This window comes from Streptomyces sp. NPDC048600 (genome assembly GCF_055587025.1).
In genome coordinates, this window is sequence record NZ_JBVJGZ010000019.1 from 96,090 (window position 1) to 117,307 (window position 21,218).

At 74.3% G+C, this 21,218-nt stretch carries 15 protein-coding genes; 6 read left to right on the forward strand and 9 right to left on the reverse strand.

Going from position 1 to position 21,218, the window contains the following annotated elements; genetic code table 11:
- The first annotated feature begins 108 nt into the window (after positions 1–108).
- Positions 109–1,287, forward strand: a complete 1,179-nt coding sequence (locus tag ACZ6SQ_RS24690) for an aminoglycoside phosphotransferase family protein (protein ID WP_469565645.1) — start codon at positions 109–111, stop codon at positions 1,285–1,287.
- Between the two features lie 289 nt (positions 1,288–1,576).
- On the forward strand, positions 1,577–3,562 hold the full coding sequence (locus ACZ6SQ_RS24695) for an N-acetylmuramoyl-L-alanine amidase (protein ID WP_469565647.1): 1,986 nt from the start codon (positions 1,577–1,579) through the stop codon (positions 3,560–3,562).
- A 53-nt stretch (positions 3,563–3,615) separates the two neighbouring features.
- On the opposite strand, the gene ACZ6SQ_RS24700 is transcribed toward ACZ6SQ_RS24695, so the two are convergent.
- From ACZ6SQ_RS24700 to ACZ6SQ_RS24740, 9 genes are all read right to left on the reverse strand, one after another.
- Entirely contained in the window at positions 3,616–4,113 is a 498-nt protein-coding gene (locus ACZ6SQ_RS24700; RefSeq protein WP_386379980.1) for a hypothetical protein, read from the reverse strand.
- Positions 4,114–4,757: 644 nt separating this feature from the next.
- Entirely contained in the window at positions 4,758–7,661 is a 2,904-nt protein-coding gene (locus ACZ6SQ_RS24705) for an ATP-binding protein (RefSeq protein WP_469565650.1), read from the reverse strand.
- A 135-nt stretch (positions 7,662–7,796) separates the two neighbouring features.
- On the reverse strand, positions 7,797–8,390 hold the full coding sequence (locus ACZ6SQ_RS24710; protein WP_469565653.1) for a CGNR zinc finger domain-containing protein: 594 nt from the start codon (positions 8,388–8,390) through the stop codon (positions 7,797–7,799).
- A gap of 29 nt (positions 8,391–8,419) precedes the next feature.
- On the reverse strand, positions 8,420–9,322 hold the full coding sequence (locus ACZ6SQ_RS24715; protein ID WP_469565655.1) for a universal stress protein: 903 nt from the start codon (positions 9,320–9,322) through the stop codon (positions 8,420–8,422).
- 233 nt (positions 9,323–9,555) lie between these two features.
- Positions 9,556–9,798: a DUF397 domain-containing protein gene (locus ACZ6SQ_RS24720; protein ID WP_386379984.1), complete on the reverse strand. Its 243-nt coding sequence runs from the start codon at positions 9,796–9,798 to the stop codon at positions 9,556–9,558.
- Positions 9,799–9,882: 84 nt separating this feature from the next.
- Positions 9,883–11,049: a thiolase domain-containing protein gene (locus ACZ6SQ_RS24725; protein ID WP_469565658.1), complete on the reverse strand. Its 1,167-nt coding sequence runs from the start codon at positions 11,047–11,049 to the stop codon at positions 9,883–9,885.
- Positions 11,046–12,095 (reverse strand): thiolase domain-containing protein, encoded by a 1,050-nt coding sequence (locus ACZ6SQ_RS24730; RefSeq protein WP_469565660.1) that lies wholly within the window; start codon positions 12,093–12,095, stop codon positions 11,046–11,048. Before ACZ6SQ_RS24730 ends, ACZ6SQ_RS24725 begins: the two co-directional genes overlap by 4 nt.
- Complete coding sequence (locus tag ACZ6SQ_RS24735; RefSeq protein ID WP_469565662.1) at positions 12,092–13,102, reverse strand: Zn-ribbon domain-containing OB-fold protein; 1,011 nt, start codon at positions 13,100–13,102, stop codon at positions 12,092–12,094. Before ACZ6SQ_RS24735 ends, ACZ6SQ_RS24730 begins: the two co-directional genes overlap by 4 nt.
- A gap of 10 nt (positions 13,103–13,112) precedes the next feature.
- Positions 13,113–13,913 carry a crotonase/enoyl-CoA hydratase family protein gene (locus ACZ6SQ_RS24740; protein WP_469565664.1) on the reverse strand — a complete coding sequence of 267 codons (801 nt, stop codon included), beginning with the start codon at positions 13,911–13,913 and terminating at the stop codon, positions 13,113–13,115.
- A 197-nt stretch (positions 13,914–14,110) separates the two neighbouring features.
- Between ACZ6SQ_RS24740 and ACZ6SQ_RS24745 the strand changes: the two genes are divergently transcribed.
- The 4 genes from ACZ6SQ_RS24745 to ACZ6SQ_RS24760 all read left to right on the forward strand — a co-directional run bounded on the left by ACZ6SQ_RS24745 (position 14,111) and on the right by ACZ6SQ_RS24760 (position 21,205).
- On the forward strand, positions 14,111–15,820 hold the full coding sequence (locus ACZ6SQ_RS24745; protein ID WP_469565667.1) for an acyl-CoA synthetase: 1,710 nt from the start codon (positions 14,111–14,113) through the stop codon (positions 15,818–15,820).
- A 415-nt stretch (positions 15,821–16,235) separates the two neighbouring features.
- Positions 16,236–18,911, forward strand: a complete 2,676-nt coding sequence (locus ACZ6SQ_RS24750) for a winged helix-turn-helix domain-containing protein (protein WP_469565669.1) — start codon at positions 16,236–16,238, stop codon at positions 18,909–18,911.
- 147 nt (positions 18,912–19,058) lie between these two features.
- On the forward strand, positions 19,059–20,678 hold the full coding sequence (locus tag ACZ6SQ_RS24755) for an MFS transporter (protein WP_469565671.1): 1,620 nt from the start codon (positions 19,059–19,061) through the stop codon (positions 20,676–20,678).
- Entirely contained in the window at positions 20,675–21,205 is a 531-nt protein-coding gene (locus ACZ6SQ_RS24760) for a hypothetical protein (protein WP_469565674.1), read from the forward strand. Before ACZ6SQ_RS24755 ends, ACZ6SQ_RS24760 begins: the two co-directional genes overlap by 4 nt.
- The last annotated feature ends 13 nt before the right edge of the window (positions 21,206–21,218 follow it).

Here is a 21,218-nt window from a genome sequence, read left to right on the forward strand (position 1 = left end):
CGACCCGGTCGCCGGTTCCCCGGAACTGGTGCACTCCCCAGGGTGCACCCGCGCGACCGGGTCGGGCAGCGCGTTGTCGTAGGGCTCACGAAGGGATCTGTATCGCCCATGTACGCAGCATCGTCCTCCGTGTCCGCCCCGCCCCGGTCGCTCCGTCCGCGTCCCCAGACGCCGGGCACGGCCCGAGTGGGGGAAGTCCCCCTGCCGGGCGGCGGCCCCTACCTCGCCCCCCAGCGATCGGCCGCCCCCGTGCTCGGCGCGGGCAGGGCGCGGCGTGGCGCGGGACCGGGCGGCCAACCGCTCAGCGGGAGACTCGACTTGTCCGGCCCCCAGGGCGCCCAGCTGCGCGCGGCGATCGCCGCGGTGCACCGGATCTGCCCGGAGTTCACTCCGGTGCAGGTGCTGCGCCGCAACAGCCGGGCGGTGCTCCTGGTCGGCACGACCGGTCGCAGCACCGCCGTCGCCAAGTGTTTACTGGACCACTCGCCCGCCTGGGCCGAGCGCATCCGGCACGAAATAGCTGCCTACCGCTCGTTCGTCCGGCACCGCCCGCCCGTGCGGGTGCCCCGGCTGATCGCGGCGGACCCGGACAACTGCACACTGGTCGTCGAGCGGATGCCGGGCCGGGTGGCGGCCCTCCAGCGCCACCCCGCCGAGGCCCCGCCACGCGCCGACATCCGGGCGGCGCTGGGCGCGATCTGCCGGCTCAACTCCTGGCGGCCGCCCGCGGGCACCTTCGACGCCCCCCTGGACTACGCGGCCCGCATCTCCCGGTTCCATGAACTGGGGCTGCTCACCGACCGGGACATGGGCGACCTCCAGAAGCTGCTGCACGGCATCGCCACCAGCGCGGGCCGGCAGGGCATGGGCCAGTTCTGCCACGGTGACGCGCTGCTGAACAACGTGCTGCTGTCCCCGGCCGGTCCGGTGCTGGTCGACTGGGAGCACGCGGGCTGGTACCTGCCCGGCTACGACCTCGCCACCCTGTGGTCGGTGCTCGGCGACGCGCCCGTGGCCCGGCGGCAGATCAGCCAGATCGCGCAGTCGGCCGGCCCTGCCTCGCGCGACGCCTTCCTGGTGAACCTGATGCTCGTCCTCACCAGGGAGATCCGGACCTACGAGACGGCCGTGCAGCGATCGATGCACGACACGACCCCGGCGGCACCGGGTGCGGCTCCCCCGGCTGCTGCGCCGTCCGGCGAGGAACAGCGGCTGCTGCTCAGGCGGCTGCACGACGACTGCCAGATGGCCCGCCGGGCCGTCCGCGCGGCGGTCGGCACTCGCTGACGGGGACGGTGGTCCGTGGTGCGCCCGAGGACGGGCGGGGCACCACGGACCTCACCGTGTGCGGGCCCGCGGCCGGGACCACAGGTGTAGCCCACTGACGCCTCGCAGGCCCGTCGGCCGCCGCCGCGAAACTCCGCGCAGACCGCGCTGACATGGGAAATCGCCCTCCTGTGGGCATGATTGACGGATCGTCGGAGAGCCGGTACCACTGACACGCCCCTGTCACAGGGGCCGTCACCGGTACCGACCCCGCACGGCTCATCGCGCCCGACCGTCACAGGAGGCTGCTTTGCGACGACCCGTCACCGATCCCCGTACTGCCGCAGGACCCGGACGCAGGCGAAGGGCCGCGACGGGCACCCTCGCGACCGCCGCGCTGCTGCTGCCCCTGCTGGGCGCGGCGCCCTCCGGGACGCAGGCGGAGGCGGGGTCCGCGGACCGTCTCCAGCTGGCCTTCGCCTCGGCGGCCGCCGACCACCGGGTGCCGCAGAGCGTGCTGCTGGCCGTGTCCTACCTCCAGTCCCGCTGGGACGCGCACGCCGGGTCCCCGAGCGTGACCGGCGGCTACGGCCCGATGCACCTGACGGACGCGCGTACGGCGCTGGCGAACGCGCCGCACCACAGCGAGGGCACCGAGGACGCCCGGGGCGACAGCGCCCGCCCGGCCCTGCTGCCCGAGGCGGCACCACCGGACCCGGCGCGGCTCCCGGCCCGGCTGCGCACGCTGCCCGAGGCCGCCGCCCTGACCGGGCTGAGCCCCGAGGCCCTGCGCACCGACCCGGCCGCGAACGTGGCGGGCGGCGCGGCGCTGCTCGCGGCCGCGCAGCGGGACCTGGGCGAACCGCTGAGCGCGGACCCGGCGGACTGGTACGGCGCGGTGGCGCGCTTCTCGGGCGCCGACGACACGTCGACGGCCGCCGCGTACGCGAACGACGTGTACGACGTGCTGCGCACCGGCGCCGAGCGGTTCACCGACGCCGGGCAGCGCGTCGCCCTCGCGGCCCGCCCGAACCTGGCCCCCGACACCTCCCAGCTGGCCCGCACCGGTCTGCGCGAGGCGTCGGCCGCGGGGACGGAGTGCCCCTCGAACGTGTCCTGCGAGTGGATCCCGGCGCCGTACGAGACGTTCGGCGACAACGACTACGGCAACCACGACCTCGCCGACCGGCCGGCCTCGCAGCGCATCCGGTACATCGTCGTGCACGACACGGAGGGCGGCTGGGAGGGCGTCCTGAAGCTGGTGCAGGACCCGACGTACGTGTCCTGGAACTACTCGCTGCGCTCCACGGACGGGCACATCGCCCAGCACGTCAAGGCGAAGGACGTGGCCTGGCACGCGGGCAACTGGTACGTCAACGCCAAGTCGGTGGGCCTGGAGCACGAGGGCTTCCTGGCCTACCCGGACTCCTGGTACACGGAGGCGATGTACCGTTCCTCGGCCCGGCTGGTGCGCTATCTGGCGCGCAAGTACGACATCCCGCTGGACCGGCAGCACATCCTCGGCCACGACACCGTGCCGGGGCCGACCACGGCGACGGTCCGCGGTATGCACACCGACCCGGGCCCGTACTGGGACTGGGCGCACTACTTCCAGCTCCTGGGGCGGCCCCTGGAGCCGACCGCGGGCCCGGACGGCGGGCTGGTGACCATCCGGCCCGACTACGCCGCTCACCGGCCCGTCTACACGGGCTGCGCCGCCTCCGGTGAGCCGTGCGCGGTCCACGGGTCGAGCGCGGTGCGGCTGCACACCGGGCCGGGGACGACGTATCCGCTGGTCAAGGACATCGGGCTGCGGCCGGGGGGCCAGGACTCCACGATCGACGTCAACGACATCGGGTCGCGGGTGTCCACGGGCCAGCAGTACGCGGTGGCGGGCCGTGAGGGCGACTGGACGGCGATCTGGTACCTGGGCCAGAAGGCCTGGTTCGAGAACCCGGCGCGGAAGCCGACGGCCGTTTCCGCCAAGGGGCTGGTGATCACGCCCAAGGCCGGCCTGGACAGCGTCCCGGTCTACGGCCGTGCCTATCCGGAGGCGGCGGCGTACCCGGCCGGGGTTCCGGCGCAGGCCGTATCCCCCCTGCCGTACAAGCTGCTCGCGGGACAGAAGTACGTGGCGGGCGATCTGGTGGCGGGCGAGTACTACTACGCCGTCACCTTCGACACCGCGTCCCATCGCGTGGTGCGGGGCAAGGACCTCTACTACGAGATCCAGTTCGGCCACCGGGTGGCGTTCGTCCGGTCGGCCGATGTGAACGTGGGGCCGTCGACGTCCTGACAGGGACGGGCCGGGTCGCCGTGCAGGCGGCCCGGCCTGGCCCCTCGCGGGCTTCAGCCCTGCTGGAACAGCTCCGCGGGGAGCGGCTTCAGCAGTGCGTACAGGTCGTCTGTGATGGGGCGGTCCCAGGCGGCGATGGTCACCAGGACGTTGTCGCTGCGGTCGAACTGCACACAGGCGATACGGCTCTCGGAGAGCTTGAGGCGGCGCACGATCAGGAGGTTGTCGCCCTGCATGACCGGCACGTCCTCGACGCCGGTGACGGTGACCTCCTCGTCGTTCTCCAGGGCGACGAGGAGCTGGGCCACCTCGAAGGGGATCTGGCCCTCGGTGACCTCGCGGGCGGGGGAGCCCTGGGGCAGATTGCCGATGATCATCGCGGGGCCGCGGCCGCCGAACAGGTCGTAACGCAGGAAGACGCCCTGGCAGGAGCCGTCGGGGGCGGGCAGCAGCCCGGCGCCGAGGTTGCCGGGCCAGTCGCCCGGATCCATGGCCAGTACGTCGAAGTCGGGCCCGGCGGGGGTGGCGCTGCGGCGGCGGAGGAACGACATGTCGCCATGGTACGGCTTGCCGTCCGGCGGTTCAGCCGAGGAGAGGGCTTGGCCTGTGCCGTCCTTCGGGTACGGCTCGCCCGTGGTGACTCGCGCAGTTCCCCGCGCCCCTTCAGGTGGGCCCTGTGCTGCCCAGCCGCCTGGCCGCGGTCCCCGGCAGTGCCGTCTTTCGGGTGCGGGCCGACGTCGGCCGTTCGCGCAGTTCCCCGCGCCCCTTTGGGCAGGCCCCGTGCTGCACAGCCGCCTAGCCACGGTGCCCGGCAGTGCCGTCCTTCGGGTACGGCTCGCCCGTGGTGACTCGCGCAGTTCCCCGCGCCCCTTCAGGTGGGGCCGATGCTGCCCGGCGGGCATGTCACGGGAGGTGATGCCCGTGCTTGCTCGCGCCCGCGCGGTGGTAGCCGCACATCGAACACAGCCCCGCGTCCCTTTAGGTGGGCGAAGGGGTGTCACGGACGCCCTGAGGGGCGCGGGGAACTGCGCGACCAGCCGACGACGGCCCGCAGCCAATCGACGACACCGGCCTCCCCTGGGGCGCGGGGAACTGCGCGGGGGGGGGCGGCGACGGCCCGCAGTCGGGACTCAGGCGCCGCACCGCTGACACCGCCGTCCAGAGGGGCGCGGGGAACTGCGCGAGTGGGCTGGGGTTACTGGGCTGGGCGGGTGGTCAGGGCTGTGGGGAGGCCTGTGGGGTCTGTGCCGATCTTTCGGTAGACGGCGGAGAGGAGACGCGCGACCGACGGCTCGTCCGTGCGCAGGTCGCGGGCGATCTCCGCGGAGGTACGGCCCCGGACGGAGAGGGCGGCGGCGCGACGCTCGCGCGCGGTGAGCGCGTCGGTCTCGGTGCCGTGCAGCCGCCGCGGACGCAGACCGGCGGCGCAGATCTCCTCGCGGGCGGTGGTGGCCAGCCCGTCGGCGCCGCACTGGACGGCGGCCTCCAGCCCCCGGTAGAGCCGCTCGGCGGCCTCGCGGTCGCGCCCGGCGAGGCGCAGTTCCGTGCCCAGGGAGACCAGCGCGCAGGCCAGTTCGTAGGCGGCCGGGGAGCGGGTGAGATGGTCCACGGCCTCTTCGAGGTGCTTGATCCGGGCGGCCCCGTTGGAGACCTCGGCGAGGGTGCGCAGGGCCTGGCCGACCGCGGACGGGGTGCCGAACTGGCGGGCGCGCGCGAGGGCCTCCTCGGCGGTGACGACGGCGCGCTCGGGGTCGTAGTGCCTCTCGGCGCGCGCGAGATGGAGCTGCCAGGGGCACCAGGCGGGGTTGCGGATGCCGCGGGGTTCCAACCGGCGTCCGGCGGCGGTGAGTTCGGCGGCGGCCTCGTCGATCCGGCCGCAGGCGAGCAGCAGTTCGCCGTAGACCGTCTGGGAGTCGGGGAAGACGACGGCGGCGGGGAAGGGCGCCGAGAAGTGGTGGGCGTCGGCGGCGCTGGCGGCCTCGGCGACCCGGCCGCGGGCGAGCAGGATCTCCACGAGGATGCCGACGGCGTACCAGTGCGCGGGGGTGTCCGGGCCGACGCGTTCGGCGAGGCGCAGTCCGGCCCGTACGAAGTCCTCGGCCTCGGCGAGCCGGCCGCGGCGGTAGCGGACGTAGCCGAGCAGGGTGTAGGCGAAGGAGAGGTGGGCGCCGCGCCAGCCCTGGCGTTCGAAGTCGGCCGTGCCGGCGGCGAAGAGTTCCTCGGTGCGGCCGGGCCGGTCGGCGTACATGAAGGCGAGGGCGACCAGGACGGGCACCTCGAAGCCGCGGTCGGGTTCGGCCCAGCCGAGGCCGCCCGCGAGGGCGCGTTCGGCGTGTTCGAGGGCGACCTGGGCGGGCTCGCCGCGCAGGACGGCGTCCCAGGTGCGCAGCCCGATGATGTAGCGCTCGGTGAGGTCACGGCCCTGGAGGCGGTCGGCGAGCCGGGCCATCCGCCGGGAGCGGGCGGGGTGGTCGGGTTCGTCGGCGTTGAAGGCGTCCCACATGAACTGCTCGGCGGTCATGCGCAGCCGGACGCGGGCGTCGTCGGTGACGCGGATCTCCCGGGCTAGGGTGTCGGAGGCCTCGGTGAGGCGGTCGCTGTGGGCGAGGACCTGGGAGAGGCGGTACACGACGTTGTGGCGCAACTCGGGTTCGGAGATGGGCTCTTCGAGGGCGGCGCGCAGATGGTTGACGGTGGTGGCGGGCTCGGTGAGCAGGGACGCGCAGCCCAGTTCGTACAGGACGGCGGCGCGGTCCTTGTCGGCGGGCGGTTCGCGCAGGGCGCGGGCGAGATAGCGGCAGGCGGCGTCTGGGGCGCCGGCGCGCAGGGTCTCGGCGGCGGCGGTGCGCAGTTGCCGTACGACCCAGGGGTCGCCCTCGGGGTGGGTCTCCAGCAGGTGGCGGGCCGCGGCGTCGGCGCCCTGGCCGCCCTCGACGACGCACCAGGCGGCCTGGCCGTGCAGGGCGACGCGGATCGCGGCGGGGATGGCCCGGTAGACGGCGGTGGCGATGAGGGGGTGGACGAACTCGAGGGTGCCGGTGTCGTTGACGGGGCCGGTGAGGATGCGGGCGCTGCGCAGCGCGTCGGCGGCGTCGGCGGCTCCCTCGTGGCCGAGTCCGGCGACGGCGGCGGCGAGGGAGGGGCGGATCTCGGTGCCGAGGACGGCGCAGGCCCAGGCGAAGCGGACGGTGGCGGCGCCGAGGCGGTCGAGCCGGTCGGTGAGGCCGCTGCCCTTGACGGCGGCGGCGAGGTCGCGCAGCAGGTGGGCCCCGGACTCGGTGGGGTTCAGTCCGCGGTCGTGGACCTTGGCGGCGAGCTCGACGGTCTCGAAGGGGTTGCCCGCGGTGACGGCCCAGCACTCGCGGCAGAAGGCGTCGTCGGCGTGCGGGCCGAGGGTCTCGCGGACGAGGCCCGCGACGGCGCGGGCACTGAGCGGCTCGAGGTCGAGGGGGCGGGACCCGGCGCGGCCGGGCAGGCTGCGGAACGACTCGGCGTGCTCGGGGAGTTCGTCGGGCCGGTAGGCGACGGCGATCAGCAGCGGCAGTTGCTCGGCGCGCGGGGCGAACGCGGCGAGCCAGCGCAGTGATTCGGGGTCGGCCCAGTGGGCGTCGTCGAGCACGAGGACCATGGGGGCGCGGCGCACGGCGAGGTGGGTGAGGACCCAGTCGAGGCCGTCGCGCAGGCCCTGCGGATCGGGCGGGGCGCCGCCCACGGGTGCGCACAGGCCCAGGGCGGGGCCGACGATGTCGTACCAACTGCCCAGCGAGGAGCGCAGTTCGGGCTCGGCGGTGCCCGCGAGCTGGGGTTGCAGCAGCTGGCGGGCGACATGGAAGGCGACGCGCTGCTCCTGGTCGCCGCCGCGGGCGCTGAGGACGGTGCAGCCGCGGGCGGCGGCGCGGCGGCGGACCTCGGCGAGCAGGGTCGTCTTGCCGATGCCGGCGCGTCCGGCGAAGGCGAGCAGGGCCCCGCGGGGGCGTTCGAGCGGCTCGGCGCCGTCCGGGCTCAGGCCGACGAGCTCGCTCAACGCCTCGTCCACGGTGCCGAGTTCGTCCTCGCGCTCGAAGAGCGTACGGGCGTTCCGCGGTGTGTGCTGCCCCATGCCTACCCCCTGTCACGGGCTCACGCCCGTGCGGGATACGGGCGCGTACCGTGACTGTCAGGCAGCTCAGCGTACGCTTCCGGGTGGCCGTTCGCTGCGGTCTGGACGTTACCGACCGGACGGTCTTCGCCGGGGTTACCGACCGGAAGGTCTCTGCCGGCGCTCGTGGTGGCGGGCCACGCGGGCGCGGTTGCCGCACGAGGGCTTGCACCATTCCTGGCGGGGGTGCTCCTTGAGGAAGTAGCGCACGCAGCGCGGGGCGTGGCAGGCGCGCAGGCGTGCGCGGTCGGGGCCGGCCAGGAACGCGGCGGCCGCCCGGGCGAGCACGGCCGTCAGGTCGTCCTCGCCGTGGGCGGGCAGGTGCCGCAGGCCCGGCGCGGTGTCCTCGGCCCAGTGCAGCACGGGCACGATGGGGGTGCGGGCCGCGGCGGCGTTGAGGCGGGCCACCGCCTCTTCTACGGGCAGCAGCCGGGCGGCGTCGGCGGGGCTGGGCGCACCGGGCACGCTGCGGGCGAACAGCGCCCGGACGGCGGCACGCAGATCGCGTACGGCGGTCAGGGCGGGCTCGTCCGCGCTGTAGGCGGCCGCGCCGGGCAGCAGGCCGGGGTGGGCGCGGACCCAGGTGGTCAGCCCGGCGGGGTCGGTCAGGTCGTCGGCCACGCCGCCGTGCCCGTCGTGCCGGATGGTGAGGGCGAGGTCGAGGGTGACGTGGGCGTCCTGGGCGAGCATGGGGCAGATGATAGGCGCGGCCCGCCGGATCAGGGGCCGGCCGGGACCGGTGGCACCACCGCGACGGGGCTCGCCGCGTGCAGCAGGACGGCGTGGGTGACGGAGCCAAGCATGCGGGCGGGGGCGAGCAGCCGGCGGCGGTGCCGCCCGACGACGGTCAGCTCGGCGCCCGGCGAGGAGGCGACGAGGGCACCGGCCGCGTCGCCGGGGACCGGGACCACGTCGGCGCGGACGTCGGGGTGCCGGGCCCGGTGCGGCGCGAGGAAGCCCTCGGCGAGGGCCCGGGTCTCGCCCGCCAGGTCGCCCTGGCGGACGATGACGGGCACGAGTTCGCCGGGCATCGACCAGTCCTGGACGGGCCAGGCGTAGGCGGCGACGGCCTGGAGCCGGGCGCCGCGCAGGGCGGCCTCGGTGAAGGCGAGGTCGAGCGCGGCGTCGTCGGGGCTGTCGACCTTCAGGCCGACGACCACGCGCGGCCCCGGGTCCTGGGGCAGGGGGTCCGCGGCCTGCCGTCCGGGCGGGGGCACGACGACCACCGGGCAGTCGGCGTTCTGGGCGGCGGCGATGCTGTTGGAGCCCAGCAGCAGGCCGACGAAGCCGCCCCGGCCGCGGGAGCCGAGGACCAGCAGGCCGGCCTCGGCGCCCAGCTCGGGCAGGAACACCGCGGGGGCTCCGTCGAGAGCGACGTACTGCGCGTCCGGCGGGTCGGCGAGCGCTGTCAGCCGGGCGCGCGCGTCGACGAGCACCGGGTCGTCCTCGGCCGGCGGGGGCAGCACGACGGGGGCGCCGGGCTGCGTCCAGGCCAGGTCGTGCCGGACGTGGACCACGGTGAGCGGTGCCTGGTGGCGCTGTGCGGTGTCGACGGCCCAGTCCAGGGCGCGCAGGCTGCCGTCCGAACCGTCGACCGCCGCGATGACCGGCAGGGTGCTCATGTTCCTCACCTCTGGAGTGCGACCTTCCGCGTGCCTGGGCCCGTCCGCCCGGCAGCCGGGCATGTGTCGGACAGGCCCTGGGGCCAGCCTGGCGCAGGCGGTGGCCCCGGGGGCGGGCGTACGGTCGCGTGTCCGGGAAATCGGCGGGAACACCGCCGGATCGGAACACCGGCTCCCTGGCCGGGAGGCGCCGGGTGCGGCTCGGCTCCCGGCACCGGTCCCGTCAGGTGAGGTCAGGTGAGGTCGAACTCGCCCTCGCGCGCGCCCGACACGAACGCGCCCCACTCGGCGGGGGTGAAGATCAGGGAAGGGCTCTCCGGGCGGTCGCTGTTGCGCATGGCGACGAAGCCCTCGACGAAGGCGATCTGGACATCCCCCCGTCCCCGGCTGCTGGACTGCCACTCGGCGTTGCTGAGGTCCAGCTCCGGCTTGCCCCAGCCCCTGAGCGGCTGCTGCTGGATGGTGCTCTCGGCCACGTCCGTGCTCCTCCCGGTTCGCGTCGTCCGCGGCCAGCCTAGCGATCGTCCCGCGCCCCCGACAGGCCGCGTGTGGACGACCTTTCAGGACTCCGGGGGCCGCGCGCCGACCAGCCACATGGAGAAGAACTGCGAGCCGCCGCCGTAGGCGTGGCCGAGCACCCGGCGGGCCCGCTCCAGCTGGTGCGGCCCCGCCTGCCCGCGCACCTGGAGCGCGGCCTCCGCGAAGCGGATCATGCCGGAGGCGCCGATGGGGTTGGTGGACAGCACCCCGCCGGACATGTTGACGGGCAGTTCCCCGTCCGGTTCGGTCACGCCCGACTCGGTGAGTTTCCAGCCCTCGCCCTCGGCGGCGAAGCCGAGGTTCTCCAGCCACATCGGCTCGTACCAGGAGAACGGCACATAGATCTCGGCCGCGTCGATCTCCCGGCGGGGGTCGGTGACCCCGGCCTGCCGGTAGACGTCGGCGGCGCAGTCCCGGCCGGCCCGCGGGGAGACGAAGTCCTTGCCCGCGAACAGCGTCGGCTCGCTGCGCATCGCGCCGCCCAGCATCCAGGCGGGCGGCCGCGGCGCGCGGGCCGCGCCCGCCCGGCCGGTGAGCACCATCGCGCAGGCCCCGTCGGAGGAGGGGCAGGTCTCGGAGTAGCGGATCGGGTCCCAGAGCATCGGCGAGGCCTGGACCTTCTCCAGGGTGATGTCGTGCTCGTGCAGGTGCGCGTAGGGGTTCCTGAGCGCGTTGCGGCGGTCCTTGTACGCCACCAGCGAGCCGATCGTGTCGGGGGCCCCGCTGCGCCGTATGTAGGCGCGCACGTGCGGGGCGAAGAAGCCGCCCGCCCCGGCCAGCAGCGGCTGCTGGAAGGGGATCGGCAGGGACAGGCCCCACATGGCGTTGGACTCGGACTGCTTCTCGAAGGCGAGGGTGAGGACGGTGCCGTGGACGCGTGCGGCGATCAGGTTCGCGGCGACCAGCGCCGTCGAGCCGCCGACCGATCCGGCGGTGTGCACCCGCAGCAGCGGCTTGCCGACCGCGCCGAGCGCGTCGGCGAGATACAGCTCGGGCATCATCACGCCCTCGAAGAAGTCGGGCGCCTTGCCGATGACGACGGCGTCGACGTCCGCCCAGTCCAGTTCGGCGTCGTCCAGGGCCCGTCGGCCGGCCTCGCGGACCAGTCCGGCGATCGAGACGTCCCGGCGTGCGGCGACGTGCTTGGTCTGGCCGACACCGACGACGGCCACGGGCTCCTTGCTCATCGCGGATCCCCTTCGAGTACGGCGACCAGGTTCTGCTGGAGGCAGGGGCCGGAGGTGGCGTGCGCGAGGGCCCGGTCGGACTCGCCCCGGTGGACACGGGCGGCGGCCTCGCCGATGCGGATCAGCCCGGCGGCCATCATGGGGTTGGCGGCCAGGGCTCCGCCGGAGAGGTTCACCCGCACGCTGTCGTCGAGCCGCAGCGCCTTGCGCAGGACGACCTCCTGCGCGCTGAACGGGGCGTGCAGCTCGGCCGTGTCGACAGGCCGTTCGAAGGCTCCGGCCCGTTCGGCCGCGAGTCTGGCGGAGGGCGAGTCGGTGAGGTCGCGCACGCCGAGCGCGTGCGCCTCGACGCGGTGGTCGATGCCCCTGATCCAGGCCGGCCGGTCGCACAGCTCACGGGCCCGCTCCCCCGCGGCGAGGATCACCGCGGCGGCGCCGTCGCCGACCGGCGGGCAGTCCCCGGTCCGCAGCGGCCGCACCACGTAGTCGCCCTGGGGTACAGGACCCCGCAGCTGGGCGTGGGGGTTGAGGGTGGCGGCGCGTCTGCTGCGGGCGCCGATGGCGGCGAGCGCGCGTTCGTCGGTGTCGCCCGCGTCGATCAGTGCCCGGGCCTGGAGGGCGGCGAGCGCGACGGAGTCGGGCCACAGCGGGGCGAGGTAGTACGGGTCGAGCTGGCGGGTCAGCACATCCCGCAGCGAGCCGGGCGAGGACTTGCCGTAGGAGTACACCAGCGCGGTGTCGGCGTCACCGGTCAGCAGCTTGGTCCACGCCTCGTACAGCGCCCAGGCGCCGTCCGTCTCGACGTGCGACTCGGAGATCGGCGGCCAGGCGCCGACACCGTCCAGGGCGAGGGTGAAGGAGAAGGCCCGGCCGGCGAGGTAGTCGCAGGAGCCGGAGCAGGTGAAGCCGATGTCGGCGGCCCGCAGCCCGGTGCGGTCCAGCACCTCGTGCAGCACCGGCATCAGCAGCTCGACCTCGGAGAGGTCCTCGGTGGTGCGGCGGTGGTCGCTCTGGGCGAAGGCGACGACCGCGATCTCCCGTGTCACAGCAGCTCCTTGTACGCCTCGTAGTCCGCGTCGGGTTCGCCGGACGGCCGGTAGTGGTCGGGGTAGCGGCCGTCCCCGGTCCACACCGGCTCCACCCGCAGGCCCATCCGCACCTGGTCGTAGAGGATGCCGCCGATCCGGGCGTGCAGGGCGAGGTCGGCGCCGTCGAGGGCGATGTGGGCGTAGACGTAGGGCACTTCGATGTCCAGGTTCTTCGCCTTGATGTTGACGATGCAGAAGGTGGTGACCGTGCCGCGCGGGCCGCACTCGACCTGTTCGGTCGTCGCCGTGCCACAGGTGGGGCAGGCGCCGCGGGGCGGGACGTAGACCTTGCGGCAGGAGGGACAGCGTTCGCCGACGGTGCGCCGTTCGGCGAGGGCCCGCAGATAGGCGGTCTGCGCCCGGCCGGGGGTGTAGGTGTAGTCGAGCCGGGCGGGGGCGACGATGCCGGTGACGGGGTCGGTGAACTCCCCCGCGCCGCGGCCCGATCCGGCCCGCTCACCGGTGCGGCCGTCCTCCTCGCCGTCCGTTCCAGTACGGCCGTCCGCCTCGTCGTCCGTTGCGGGGTCGCCGTCCGCCTCCTCGAAGCAGGCGATGTCGGTGATCGCGCCCGTACGCCGCCCGGACCAGCGGACCCTTACGCGCATGCCAGTGCGGACGGCGTCGGGGCCGGGGGCGTCCAGGGCGTGCAGCAGGGCGGTGTCGGCGCCGTCGAGGCGGACCAGAGCCCAGGCGAAGGGCGTGGCCAGCGGCTGGCCGCGGCGCGGGGCGGGGTTCCAGGCCCAGGTGGTGACGGTGCCGGTGGGCGCGACCTCGACCAGTTCGCGCAACTCCTCGGCGGTGACCGGGTCGTACTCGACGGGCGGGACGAGCACCCGGCCGTCGCCGGTGCGCACGCCCAGGACGACGCGTTCGCGCAGTCCGGTGAGGAAGGCGCTCTGCACGGGGCCGAGGGAACGGGTGAAGGGGAACTCGACGACCAGCGGGGCTTTCAGCACTTCGGGCACTTCGGGCTCCTCAGGCGCGCTTGTAGACGGGCGGCCGCTTCTCGGCGAAGGCGCGGGCGCCTTCCCGCGCGTCGGCCGTGTCGAACACGGGCCAGCCGCGCTTGAGTTCGGCGGCCAGACCCTCGGTCTCGGTCAGTTCCGCGCTCTCGTACACGGACGCCTTGACGGCCTCGACGGCCAGCGGGCCGCAGGCGTTGATCAGTTCGGCGATCTCCAGGGCCTTGGCGAGGGCGGTGCCGTCCGGCACGACATGGCCGACGAGACCGATGTCCGCGGCCTCCCGGGCGCTGTAGGGGCGGCCGGTGAGCAGCATCTCCAGGGCGTGGGTGCGGGGGATCTGCCGTTGCAGCCGGACCGTGGAGCCGCCGATCGGGAACAGTCCGCGCCGGACCTCGAACAGCCCGAAGACGGCCGACTCGCCCGCGACACGGATGTCGGTGCCCTGGAGGATCTCGGTGCCGCCCGCGACACAGGGGCCCTCCACCGCGGCGATCACGGGTTTGCGGGGCCGGTGATGGCGCAGCATCGCCTTCCAGTGCAGGTCTGGGTCGGCCGCGAGGCGCTCGCGGTGCTCCTGACCTGCCAGGCCCGCGCCCGCCAGAGCCTTGAGGTCCATGCCCGCGCAGAAGGCGCCGCCCGCGCCGGTCAGCACGATCGACCTGACCCCGTCGTCCGCGTCGGCCTCGGTCCAGCCGTCGTGCAGGCCGACCAGCATCGGGATCGAGAGGGCGTTCCTGGCCTCCGGCCGGTTCAGCGTGAGCACCAGGGTGGCGCCCTCGCGCCGTACGGTGAGGTGTTCCGTGCCGCTCATGTCCCGTCTCCCCTCATGTCCCGTCCTCCTTCCGGCCGTTCCCGTCCGCCGGAACGAGAACAGGTTGCAGGAGGGGTGCGGACAGGACAAGAGGTTTCTGACAGGTAGTCAGATTTCTGCGGTGCGAACCCTTCACAGTTGTGGCGCCCTTTGCTCTGATGACCGGCAACCGATGCGGGACGGGGTCAGGAGGAGCGGTGGAGTTCAACCTTGCCGACCTGTTCGAGTCGGTCGTGGACGTGGTGCCGGACCGCGAGGCGCTGGTGTACGTCGACCACCCCGGCACCGGGGCCGAGCGGCGGCTGACGTACGCGGAGCTGGACGCGGCGGCGAACCGGATCGGGCACCACCTGCTGGACAGCGGGATCCGCCCCGGCGAGCATCTGGGGCTCCATCTGTGCAACGGGGTCGAGTACCTCCAGACCGTGCTGGGCTGCCTGAAGGCGCGGATCGTGCCGGTGAACGTCAACTATCGCTATGTGGCCGAGGAGTTGGTGTACCTGTACCGGGACGCCGATCTGGCGGCGGTGGTCTTCGACACGGAGTTCGAGGACCGGGTCGCCGAGGCGCTGCCGCGGGTGCCGGGGGTACGGCACGCGGTGCGGGTGGGGCGTGGGGCGGGGGACGCGGGCCGGGCCGGGGCCGCCGGTCCGTCGGGCGGCGCGGGGGACTCGGTCAGGGCTGGGGCCGCAGGTCCGGCGGGTGCCGCGGGTGCCGTCGAGTTCGCCGACGCCGAGGCTGCCGGGGCGCCCGGGCGCGGCTTTCCCGCGCGGTCCGGGGACGACCAGTTCATCATCTACACCGGCGGTACGACCGGCATGCCCAAGGGTGTGATGTGGCGGCAGGAGGACCTTTTCTTCGCCGGGCTGGGCGGCGGGGCACCGACGGGCGAGCCGGTGCGGACACCGGAGGAACTGGCCGCGCGGGTCGCCGCGGGCGGCGCCGGGATCACCTTCTTCCCTACTCCCCCGCTGATGCACGGCACCTCCACGCTGACCGCGTTCATCGGCTTCAACTTCGGCCAACGGGTCGTCCTGCACCGCAAGTTCGTGCCCGCGGAGGTGCTGCGCACGATCGAGCGGGAGCGGGTCACCAGTGTCTCGCTGGTCGGTGACGCGATGCTCAGGCCGCTGATCGACTCGCTGTCCGGGCCGTCGAAGGGCACGGACTGCTCGGCGTTGTTCAGCGTGTCCTCCTCCGGGGCGATCATGTCGGAGACGGTGCGGCGGCAGTTCCTGGAGCTGGTGCCGCACGTCATGCTGCTGAACAACTTCGGTTCCTCCGAGTCCGGGTTCAACGGCACGGCGACGCCGGACTCCGGGCCCGAGCGGGGCTTCCGCATCCGGGTCAACTCCCGTACACAGGTGGTCGATCCGGCGTCGGGGCGGCCCGTTCGGCCCGGTGAGGTCGGCCGCATCGCCCAGCGTGGGCATGTACCGCTCGGCTACTACAACGACCCGGTGAAAACCGCCGAGACCTTCTTCCAGCGGGACGGTGAGCGGTGGGTGCTGCTCGGGGACATGGCGACCGTCGACGAGGAGGGGGTCGTCGTCGTCCTGGGGCGGGGGTCGCAGTGCATCAACACGGGGGGCGAGAAGGTGTACCCGGAGGAGGTCGAGCAGGCGCTCAAGTCCCACCCCGATGTCTACGACGCGCTCGTCGCGGGGGTGCCTGATGCCCGGTGGGGCAGTCATGTGGCTGCGGTGGTGCAGTTGCGGGAGGGGGCGGTGGGGTTGTCGCTGGCGGAGGTCCAGGCGCACTGTCGGGCGCTGCTCGCCGGGTACAAGGTGCCGCGGCAGCTGGTGGTGACGGAGAGGGTGCGGCGGTCGCCGAGTGGTAAGGCGGACTATCGGTGGGCGCGGGATGTTGCCGGGGCGGCGGATGCTTCGCAGGGGGCGGGGGGGTAGGGCTGGTCGCGCGGCTCCGGGTGCGGGTTGTCTGTGGCTGGTCGCGCAGTTCCCCGCGCCCCCTTTTTGCGGCGGTGGCGCTCTGGGCCTCGTGGAGGGGCTGGGCGGTCGCGCGGCTTCGGGTGCGGGTTGTTCGTGGCTGGTCGCGCAGTTCCCCGCGCCCCTATCTCGGCGGTACCGCTCTGCGCCTCGCGGAGTAGCTGGGCGGTTGCCGGCTTCGGGTGCGGGTTGTGCGTGGCCGGTCGCGCAGTTCCCCGCGCCCCTTTTGCGGCGGTGGACGCCTGGCCTTCAGGGAAGGGCGAAGGGGCTTCGGGCGGCTGGGAGGTCTCCGGCGGGCGGAGGTGTGGGGGAGCTGGGATCCTTGGAGAGGGAGAGGGGGCACTGCCAGGGGGCGTGAGGGGACGGTGGTGTCGGCATGGGCGCGCAGGACGGAAAGGAGGGTGGATCGGCGGAACAGGACGTCGATCCGCTCGGGGACCCGTATCTGCCGGTGCGGACGGCCGTACCGGCGAGACCTCATACGTTCCTGCGCCGGGAACGGCTGCGCGCACGGCTCGACGGGGGGCTGGGCACCCCGTTGATCATGGTGAACGGCGCCGCGGGCGCGGGCAAGACGCTGCTGGTAGCCGACTGGGCCGCGGGGCTGGAGCAGCCCGCCGTCTGGTTCACCGTCGGGGCGGGCGAGGCTCCCGGGCAGTTCTGGGCGTATCTGCTGGAGGCGCTGCGGACCCGGGGTGTGCCGGTGCCGGAGGACGTCGGCTGTCCGGCGGACGCGAACCAGGTGGACCACAAACTGCTGTCCCGGCTCGCCGTCGGCCTCAGCGCGCTGGACCGGCCCGTGGTCGTGGTGCTCGACGAGTTCGACCGGGTGACCTCGGCGGGCCTGACCGAGCAGGTCGAGTTCGTGCTGCACCACGCGGCGCGCGGACTGCGCCTGGTGCTGGTCACCCGTACCGAACCCCTGCTGCCGCTGCACCGCTACCGGGCCGCCGGCACCATGACGGAGATCCGCAACGCCGAGCTGGCCTTCACCCCGGAGGAGGCGGCCGCGCTGCTGAAACTGCACGGGCTGGACCTGAGCGTGCAGGCGGCCGGCTCGCTGGTGGAACGCACCGGCGGCTGGGCGGCGGGCCTGCGGCTGAGCGCGCTGGCGGCGCGGGAGACCCTGGACCCGAGGGCGTATCTGAAGGAGTTCGAGGCGGGGCAGAGCACGGTCGCCGACTTCCTGCTGGCCGAGGTGCTCAAGCGGCAGCCCGACGAGACCCAGGAGCTGCTGCTGCGGGTGAGTGTCCTGGAGCGGTTCTGCCCCGACCTGGCGAACGCGCTGACCGGCCGGGGCGACGCCGGGCCGATCCTGGACGAGCTGCGCCGCCAGAACGCCTTCGTCGACCAGCTGGGGCATTCCTGGTACCGGCTGCATCCGCTGTTCCGCGAGATCCTGCGGTCCCACCTGGAGGTACGGGCGCCCGGCCTCGCGCCCGTGCTGCACGGGCGGGCCGCCCGGTGGCTGCGGCACGCCGGGTTCCTGCCCGAGGCGCTCACGCACGGCGCCGCCGCGGGCGACTGGGAGTTCACCGCCACGGCGCTGGTGGACGACCTGGCGATCGGGGAGCTGTTCACGGGACTGCGCACCGACACGATGGACGAACTGTTCTCCCGTATGACGCCCGAGGCCCGCGGCCCGGCGGCGGATCTCGTCCGCGCGGCCCGCGCGCTGTCGCACTGCGACGTCGACCACGGTCTGGCACATCTGCACCGCGCGGAGGAGACCCTGGCCGCCGAGACGTCCGAGCCCGCGGCGGCCCGGCTGACCGCCGCGCTGCTGGACGTGCACACGGCCCGGCTGGGCGGCGAGCCGGACAAGGCGGAGAAGGCCGCCGAACGGGCCCGGCAGCTCCAGGTGGAGGTCCCCGAGCGGCTGCTGGACGAGCACCCCGAGCTCAACGCGCTGCTCCTGACCCACCTGGGCACCGCTCGCCTGTGGGCGGGGCGGTTCGACGAGGCGCGCGAGGCGCTGTCCGCCGTCGTCGGGGCCACGGGCGAGGCCGCCACGGCGCTGCCCCGTCAGGAGTGCCTGGGCCATCTCGCGCTGATCGACTACCTGGCCGGCTGGCCGAGCCGGGCGGAACGCAAGGCGCTCGCGGCGCAGGCCGAGACGGAGCGGTTCGGCCTCCCCCCGTCGGCCGGTTCCGGCGTCGGCCCCCTGGTGCGGGCCGCCGTGGCGGTGGAGCGCGACGAGCTGGACGAGGCCCAGGGTCTGCTGGAGGAGGCCGCCTCGTCCGGTCTGGTGGGCCAGGACCCGGTGCTGAGGGCGGGCAGGGCCATCGCCTCGGGGCGGCTGATGCTGGCCCTCGGGGACGCGCGGGCCGCGCTCGCCGCCGTGGAGCCGGTGGTCGCCGCGGGAGTCGGCTCGCCGTGGGTCCAGGGCCAGGCGGCCGCCATCGCCGGGGCCGCGCAGCTGGCGGAGGGCCGCGCGGAGGAAGCCGCGCGCACCCTGCTGGACGCGCCGGAGGACCAGGTGGTCTGCCGGGTGGAGGCGGCACGGGCGCTGGTCTCGACGGGCCGTCCCGACCGGGCGACGGCCCTGCTCGACGCCGTGCCGCCCGGGACCGCCGCCGGTCCGGCCGTCACCGTCCGGGCGCTGCTGGTGCGGGCGCAGGCCGCCGACCGTGCGGGGGACACCGCGGGCGCGTGCCGGGCGCTCGGCCGCGCGCTGGCCCTCGCCCGCCGCGAACGGCTGCGGCGGCCGTTCCTGGAGGCCGGCCCCTGGGTCCGGCCGCTGCTGGAGAGCGAGCCGCTGGCCGCACTGGCCGACGGCTGGCTCGGCGTCGGTCCGCACCCGCCCGGGCGCACGGCCCACCCGCAGCGCCGGCTCGCGCGGCCGGAACCACTGGTGGTGGAGGACCTCAGCGCCCGTGAGCACGACGTCCTGGTGCGGCTGTCCCGGATGATGTCCACGGAGGAGATCGCCGAGGACCTCCACGTGTCCGTGAACACCGTGAAGACCCACCTCAAGAGCGTCTACCGCAAGCTGGCGGTGAACCGGCGCACCGAAGCCGTACGCCGCGGGCGGGAGCGCGGGCTGTTGTGACGCGGGACCGGCCGGCGCGCTCCCCCGTGGCGGGTGAGGCGCCGCCCCGGCGTTTCGGGTGCCATGGCAGGGGCGGCACAGCCCACCCCCGCCGGACGCGTCTCTGCCGGGTCGGGGCCGGTCGTTCGACATGGTCGAGGTGACAGGGTGCGGCACTGGCAAGCTCTGATGGTCCTCGGGACGGCCCAGTTCCTGATGGTGCTGGACACGTCCGTCATGAACGTCTCGATCAGTCAGCTGGTGGAGGACTTCGACACCGAGGTCACGGCCATCCAGGCCGTCATCACGCTGTACGCGCTGGTGATGGCCGCGTTCATGATCGTCGGCGGCAAGCTCGGCGACATCCTGGGCCGCCGTCGGCTGTTCCTGATCGGCCTGGTCGTCTACGCCGTGGGCTCGGGGCTCACCGCGGTCGCCCCGACCGTCTGGGTCCTGGCCCTGGGCTGGTCGGTGATCGAGGGCCTGGGCGCCGCGCTGGTGCTGCCCGCGATGGCCGCGCTGGTCGCCGAGTCCTACCGGGGCGCGGACCGGGCGGTCGCCTACGGCGTGATCGGCGGACTGGCCGGCGCGGGCATCGCCGTGGGCCCCCTGCTGGGCGGCTGGGTCACGACGTATCTCACCTGGCGGCTGGTGTTCGCCGGGGAGGTCGTGGTGGTCCTGGCCATGCTGCTCTGCCGACGGGTGATCAAGGAGACCCCGATGGCCGGGCCGCGCCCCCGGCTGGACGCGGTCGGCGCCGTCCTGTCCGCGACCGGGCTGGCGCTGGGCGTGCTCGGCGTGCTCCAGAGCGGCACCTGGGGCTGGGTGGAACCGCGGAACCCGCCGTTCACGGTCTTCGGGTTCGCCCCGACGCTGTTCGTCATCGGGGCCTCGGTGGCCGTGCTCGCCGGGTTCGTCCGCTGGCAGCACCACCGGGTCGACCAGGGCACCGACCCCCTGGTGCATCTGCCGCTGCTGCGCAGGCCCGCCGTGCGGTCCGGGCTGCTGACGCTGCTGAGCCAGAACCTGATCCTGCTCGGGCTGTTCTTCGCCATCCCGCTGTATCTCCAGGTGGTCCAGGGCTTCGACGCGTTCGAGACCGGGCTGCGGCTGCTCCCGGTCTCGGTGAGCATGGTCGTCGCCTCGTTCTGCGCCTCGCGGTTCGCCCGCGGGGTGAGTCCGCGCCGGATGGTCCGGGTGGCCCTGCTGACGCTGGCCGCGGCCATCGTCTGGCTGCTGGCCACCATCGACCCGGTGATCGACGACGGCCAGTTCGCGGGCGCCATGGCCCTGCTGGGCATCGGCATGGGCCTGCTGGTGTCGCAGCTGGGCAATGTGGTCCAGTCGGGCGCCACGGAGGAGGAGCGCAGCGAGGCCGGGGGGCTGCAGTACACGGCGCAGAACCTGGGTTCGGCGCTGGGCACCGCGTTCATCGGGTCACTGCTGATCGGCGCCCTCGCCACGGCGTTCACCAATGAGATCAAGGACCATCCGGCGGTGTCGGACGCCGCCCGCGAGCAGGCCGGTATCGCTCTGGAGGCCGGGATCTCCTTCGTCCCCACCGATCAGGTCGAGGCGGCCGCCGAGCAGGCGGGACTGCCGGCCGCCGAGGTGGACGCCCTGACCGACTCGTATGCGTCGGCGCAGCTCAAGGGCCTGAAAGCGGGTGTCCTCGCGGCCGGGGCGATCACCCTCGCGAGCCTGCTCGTCACCTCTCAGCTGCCCGGCGCTCCGGTGGGCGGCGCCGACACGTCCGCCCCGCGCCCGGGGGCGGGGCGGAAGAAGTGACGCGCCTGCCGTGGCCGGGCCGCGGCCCCGAGGCCGTCGCCCGGCGGGCCGAGCGGCGGGCCCACACCGACTACACGGGCGGTGTCTACGGTTCGATGCTCGCCGCCTCGGTGGTGCTGGGCGCGGGCACCCTCGGGGACTTCCCCCGTGTGCAGCTGGTGCTGATGCTGCTGCTGACCGGTGCGGTGTTCTGGCTGGCGCATGTGCACGCCCATGTGTTCGGGGCCCGGCTGGCGCGGGATTCGCTGGACTTCGCGGCCGTGCTGAGGGTGTGCCGGGAGGAGTGGCCGATCCTGCGGGCCGCCGTGCCGCCGGCCGTCGCGGTGGCCGTCAGCCCGCTGTTGGGCCTGGACATGACGGGCACGGTGTGGCTGGCGCTGGGCGTCGCCGTGGCGGGTCAGGTGGGCTGGTCGGTGGAAGCGGCCCGGCGGGCGGGGGCCTCCTGGGGGCTGGTGGGCGTCTCCGCCTGTGTCAACCTGCTGTTCGGACTGGCGATCGTCGCGTTGAAGCTGATCCTCAAACACTGAGGTGGTGTCGGCC